This is a genomic window from Luteibacter sp. ME-Dv--P-043b (assembly GCF_030209605.1).
GTDB lineage: Bacteria > Pseudomonadota > Gammaproteobacteria > Xanthomonadales > Rhodanobacteraceae > Luteibacter.
The window spans coordinates 1-5,284 of sequence record NZ_JARVRT010000030.1; the positions used below are offsets into that span (position 1 = coordinate 1).

At 65.2% G+C, this 5,284-nt stretch carries 3 protein-coding genes; 2 read left to right on the top strand and 1 reads right to left on the bottom strand.

What is annotated here, in order from left to right; translation table 11 throughout:
• Positions 1 to 542: 542 nt before the first annotated feature.
• Positions 543 to 731, bottom strand: a complete 189-nt coding sequence (locus QRN34_RS15105; RefSeq protein ID WP_285405682.1) for a hypothetical protein — start codon at positions 729 to 731, stop codon at positions 543 to 545.
• An 846-nt stretch (positions 732 to 1,577) separates the two neighbouring features.
• Here QRN34_RS15105 and QRN34_RS15110 point away from each other — a divergent pair.
• Complete coding sequence (locus QRN34_RS15110) at positions 1,578 to 1,787, top strand: MbtH family NRPS accessory protein (RefSeq protein WP_285405684.1); 210 nt, start codon at positions 1,578 to 1,580, stop codon at positions 1,785 to 1,787.
• A 153-nt stretch (positions 1,788 to 1,940) separates the two neighbouring features.
• Positions 1,941 to 5,255, top strand: a complete 3,315-nt coding sequence (fabD, locus tag QRN34_RS15115) for an ACP S-malonyltransferase (protein ID WP_285405686.1) — start codon at positions 1,941 to 1,943, stop codon at positions 5,253 to 5,255.
• Positions 5,256 to 5,284: the final 29 nt, after the last annotated feature.

The following is a 5,284-nucleotide window of genomic DNA, read 5'->3' on the forward strand; positions in this document are numbered from 1 at the left end:
CCATCCATGGCTCAGCGGAAACGGCCGGCCGTCCTGGCCGGCCCCCTTCGGGCCTGATCTGTGCGAATCCCTCGCCTGCGGCTACCGGCCCCGAGGGGGCTACCCGCCGGCTCTTCCTTAAACTGAGGTGACGTGTTGGGCGAGCAGTGCGTGCGGGTGAACGTGCAGCGTTCGGGTACGGCGTCGCTGCTTCGTTGGCTTTTCGCCCACATCGTGGGCTCCTGCCGCAAGGGTAGGCAGGTTGTTGTATATCCAATGCGTGATCTGCCGGCTGGGTAGGAGCGCACGCACGTGCGCGACCCCTCGACGGTGGGGATACTTATTTCTGGTGTGGTGTCAGCTCGGCCGTCGCAAAGCCAGCTATATCTACCTGCGGCCAATGCTGGCAGCATGAAAGCTAGTGTCAAAACACGTCAGGCGGCGTACTTAATGCGCGCAATCGGTATCTTCATAGCCTTTGCAGGCATAGCGTTGAGCGCCGCATTTTTGTACGGGTTCGGCGGGGTACTGACTTGCGGTACATGGAATCTGGGTTGTCTTGTTTACGCGACCGTAACCGCCCTCGTCACGCAATCCTGCGCTGCTGTTGTCCTTTTCTCTAGCATTACCGCCACCAAGGCCGGATCAGCAGCCAGGTGCATGGTTATATTGCTCGCGTCGGTTTGTAGCTTGCTCGCAATCGGCTGTCTCAGCGCGATTCTTCTGGTGGTGGCAAGGTAGTCGGTCTGCAAGGCGCGCTCCGCTCGCTCGTCGCCGAATTGAGATGGATGACATGACTCCAGCCGAACCCGCTGTCGTGCTGAACCGACATCGCGCGGAAGCGATCAATGTGACTTGGCCGTACGCATACGCCATGGCGATCGATGCGATGCACACCATGTAAGCGAGCGTTCCCTGCAACAAAGCAAAACCATGCATTTCGCTCTTCCCACACGCAACCTCAGTCTTCTAAAGAGCCGGCGGGTGCCATCCTCGGGGCCGGTAGCCGCAGGCGAGGGATTCGAACGGACAAGGCCGCGAAGCGGGGCCGGCCAGGACGGCCGGCCATTTCCGCGAGACAGGATGTCGAGTCGGAAATCCCCGTTCGAAGCCCGACCCGGATGTGGCGCGGGTAGGAGCGCACGATGTGCGCGAATCAGGTACACGGCCGCGCCCGCGGCCCTTACTTCACGGGTCGCCGCAGGCGTGGCCCCGAGGGTGGCACCCGCCGGCTCTTGCTCCGAAGCATTCGGCGTCAACGCGCTGTTGGTTTTTCGCCCACATCGTGGGCTCCTACGGTTGCCTATGTGCAAATACGGCAGGAGGTGATGGTGGACGCATGCCGTTATCCGGCAGATTGCGCGGCGCGAAGCCATCTTCATGGCGTACCTGCCAGCATTTACCGATCGCAAGAACTTGCTGGTTGCAAAGCCGACGGTCTTCTTCGAAGAATGATCTGGGACACAGACCGGCACCCTGCAAGCATGCTGCGTGTGCTGGTCGAGGGGATCAGGGGCCACACAAACCATCGTTCCACGCTGTGACACGACGATCGCACTATCGAGAGCGACGACGTCATCGTTTGCACAGGAGCAAGCATGTCCACGAGTTCGAACGCGTCAGAAACCTTGTACGACGTGGTGGTCAACCAGGAGGGCCAGCACTCGATCTGGCCGGTGCCGAAGTCGCTGCCGCTGGGCTGGACGAAAGTCGGCGTACAGGGAACGAAGGCCTCGTGCCTTACCTATATCGGTGAAGCGTGGACCGACATGCGTCCGCGGTCGCTGGCTGTCGAGTCGAGGCATTAGCGGCTAGAACCGATCGATAGTGTGTTTCGGACGACCCGCACGGGTCGTCCGCGTGCCCCGGGGGGGGAGGGGAGTTGGCAGCACGGTCTGCGCTGCGTTCCGGGTCGATACGAATCGTCCGTGGGCGCAGGTGCAAGGATGGATGCGTCGCTCTTGAATACCGTATTTCTTTTTTCCGGCCAGGGCTCCCAGCACGTCGAGATGGGGCGGGAGCTGTACGAGGCCGATCGCTGCTTTCGTTCGACGATGCGTCATGCCGACCGGCTGTTCCGCGAACGGACCGGTGCGTCGGTGCTGGCGGTGCTGTTCGCGCAGGGTGTTGATGCGGATGTGCCGCTACAGCGCCTGCTGTACAGCCATGCCGCCATTTTCATGGTGGAGTATGCGCTGGCCACCAGCCTGATCGAACGCGGGCTGCGGGTCGATGCCGTGCTGGGCGCAAGCCTGGGTTCGTTCACGGCGGCGGCAGTGGCCGGATGGCTGGACCCGGACGACGCCTTGCTGGCCGTGGTGGAGCAGGCCCTTATCGTGGAAGCGCACGCGGAGCCGGGCTGCATGATCGCGGTGGTGGGTGAGCCGGCGCGATTCCTGGAGCCGGATGTGCTCGCCCTGTGCGAGCTTGGCGCGCGCAACTTCGCCACGCATTCCGTGCTTTCACTTCCCGCGCGGAACAGCGACGCGGTCGAGACGGCATTGCGTCGCCGCGGCCTGGCGTTCCAGCGGCTGCCGGTGGGGTTCGCCTTTCATTCGCGCTGGATCGACGCGGCGCGCGAACCGTACATGGCCTTCCTGCGCACGCTGCCGTACCGGCAAGGGCACGTTCCGCTGATGTGCTGCGCCCAGGGTGGCCATCTAGATGCGCCGTCGGCGGATCATTTCTGGGCGGTGGTGCGCGAACCCATTCGCCTGGCCGAGACCCTCGCGACGCTGCCGCCGCGGGACGACTACCGCTACATCGACGTCGGCCCCGCAGGGACGATGGCGACCTTCCTCAAATACCTGTTGCCCGCCGGTACGGCGTCCCGCGTGCACGCGGTGATGTCGCCCTTCGGCGGCGACCTCGCGCGCCTGGATGCCCTGGCGCCCGACACCCTAACCGTACGCATGCCGGAGCCAGACACGATGAAAGCGGTCATTTTTCCCGGGCAGGGATCGCAGTTCAGGGGCATGGGCAAGGACCTGTTCCCGTTGTATCCGGACGAGGTGCGCCGTGCGTCCGAGATCCTCGGCTACTCCGTCGAGGACCTGTGCCTCAACGACCGCGACGGCCTGCTGGCGAAGACGCAGTACACGCAGCCGGCGCTGTACGTGGTGAATGCGCTGCATTACTACCGCGAGCAGGCGTTGCAGGCCGATGGCGCGGCAGGTCGGGCCCCGGCGTTCTTTGCCGGGCACAGCCTGGGTGAATACAACGCGCTGCATGCGGCCGGGGTGTTCTCGTTCGAGGTCGGACTGAGGCTGGTGAAGAAGCGGGGCGAGCTGATGGGGCGTGCCGGCGGCGGTGGCATGGCCGCCGTGCTGGGGACCTCGGCCGGCCAGATCCGCGTCATGCTCGACGAGCACCGGCTGGACGGCGTCGATATCGCCAACCTCAACACGCCGACGCAGACCGTGATCGCGGGCGATCACGAGGCACTGGCCGCGGCCGCCGAGCTGTTCGCGACGCTGAAACTGCGCTGCGTGCCACTCAACGTCAGTGCGCCGTTCCACTCACGGCACATGCAGCCGGTCGAGGCCGAGTTCGCCGATTACCTGAGCCAGTTCACCTTTGCCGCGCCCACCGCCACCGTGATCGCCAACGCCACAGCCAGGCCGTACGACGGTTCCGCCATCGCCCGGACGCTGGCCAGCCAGATCGCCAGCCCCGTGCAATGGGTGGATTCCATCCGCTACGTGATGGGCAAGGGCGACATCGAATTCCAGGAGATGGGCGCGAACATCCTGTCGAAGATGGTGCAGGAGATCCGCACCAAGGAAACGCCGATCCACGACGAACGGCGGGACACCGTGGTGCAGCCTGCGCCCGCGATGCCTGCGATGCCCGCGATGCCTTCGGCGGCCGATGGCGCGGATACCGGCGGTGTCGGTGACGACGGCCCCGATGGGCCGTTTCGCATCCGCGCCACGGCGCTGGGCAGCGAGGTGTTCCAGCGCCGCTTCGGCGTGCGCTACGCCTATATGACCGGTGCCATGTACCGCGGTGTCGCCTCCGCGGAGCTGGTGGTGCGCATGGGCCGCGCCGGTTTCCTCAGTTTCTTCGGTGCGGGTGGCCTGTCGCCGCAGACCATCGAGGCAAATATCGTGCGCATCCAGGCGGGACTGGACGCCGGGCAGCCGTACGGCATGAACCTGCTGGCGAACTACGAGAATCCGGCCCACGAGGAAGCGGTGGTCGACCTCTGCCTGCGCTATGGCATCCGGAACGTGGAGGCGGCGGCCTTCATGCAGATGACCCCGGCGCTGGTCCGGTTCCGGCTGCAGGGCTTGCGCCGCGATGCGAACGGCACGGTGGTGAGCGATCACCGCATCGTGGCCAAGGTGTCACGTCCCGAAGTGGCGCGGGCGTTCATGAGCCCGCCGCCGCCGGCGCTGGTGCAGCGCCTGCTGGACAAGGGTCAGGTGACGCCGGAGCAGGCGCAGTGGGCGCAAGCGTTGCCGGTCAGCTACGACATCTGCGTCGAGGCCGATTCCGGTGGCCACACCGACGGCGGCATCGCGGCCGTGATGCTGCCGCCGCTGTTGCGCCTGCGCGACGAGATGCAGGCGGCACACGGCTACGCCGAGCCGATCTGCATGGGCCTGGCCGGTGGTATCGGTGGTCCCGAGGCCGCGGCTGCGGCGTTCCTGCTCGGCGCCGACTTCATCGCCACCGGTTCGATCAACCAGTGCACCGTGGAGTCGGGCATGAGCGCCGATGGCAAGGCGCTGTTGCAGGCGATGGACATCCAGGACACGGAATACGCGCCCGCCGGCGACATGTTCGAGATCGGCGCGCAGGTGCAGGTGCTGAAGAAGTCGGTGTTCTTCCCGGCGCGGGCCAACAAGCTGCTGTCGCTCTACCGCCATCACGACAGCCTGGAGGACATCCCCGAGCGCACCCGGCAGCAGCTGGAAACCACGTTCTTCCACAAGAGCTTCGATGCGATCTGGCAGGAGACCTCGGCGTACTTCCGCTCCGTGGGCCGGGATCACGAGATCGCCAAAGCGGAGGCCAACGGCAAGCACAAGATGGCGCTGGTGTTCCGCTGGTACTTCGCCTACTGCACGCGCATCGCCATGGAGGGCAACGGCGACGACCGGGTGAACTACCAGATCCAGACGGGACCGGCGCTGGGCTCGTTCAACCAGTGGGTGAAGGGCACCGCACTCGAACCGTGGACCGAACGCCATGTGGACGACATCGCCGTGCGGATCATGGATGCCGCTGCCGCTCACCTCACCCGCACCTTCAGCCGACTTCGTCGCTGAGTGAACCACCTTATCGCATGGGCACTTTC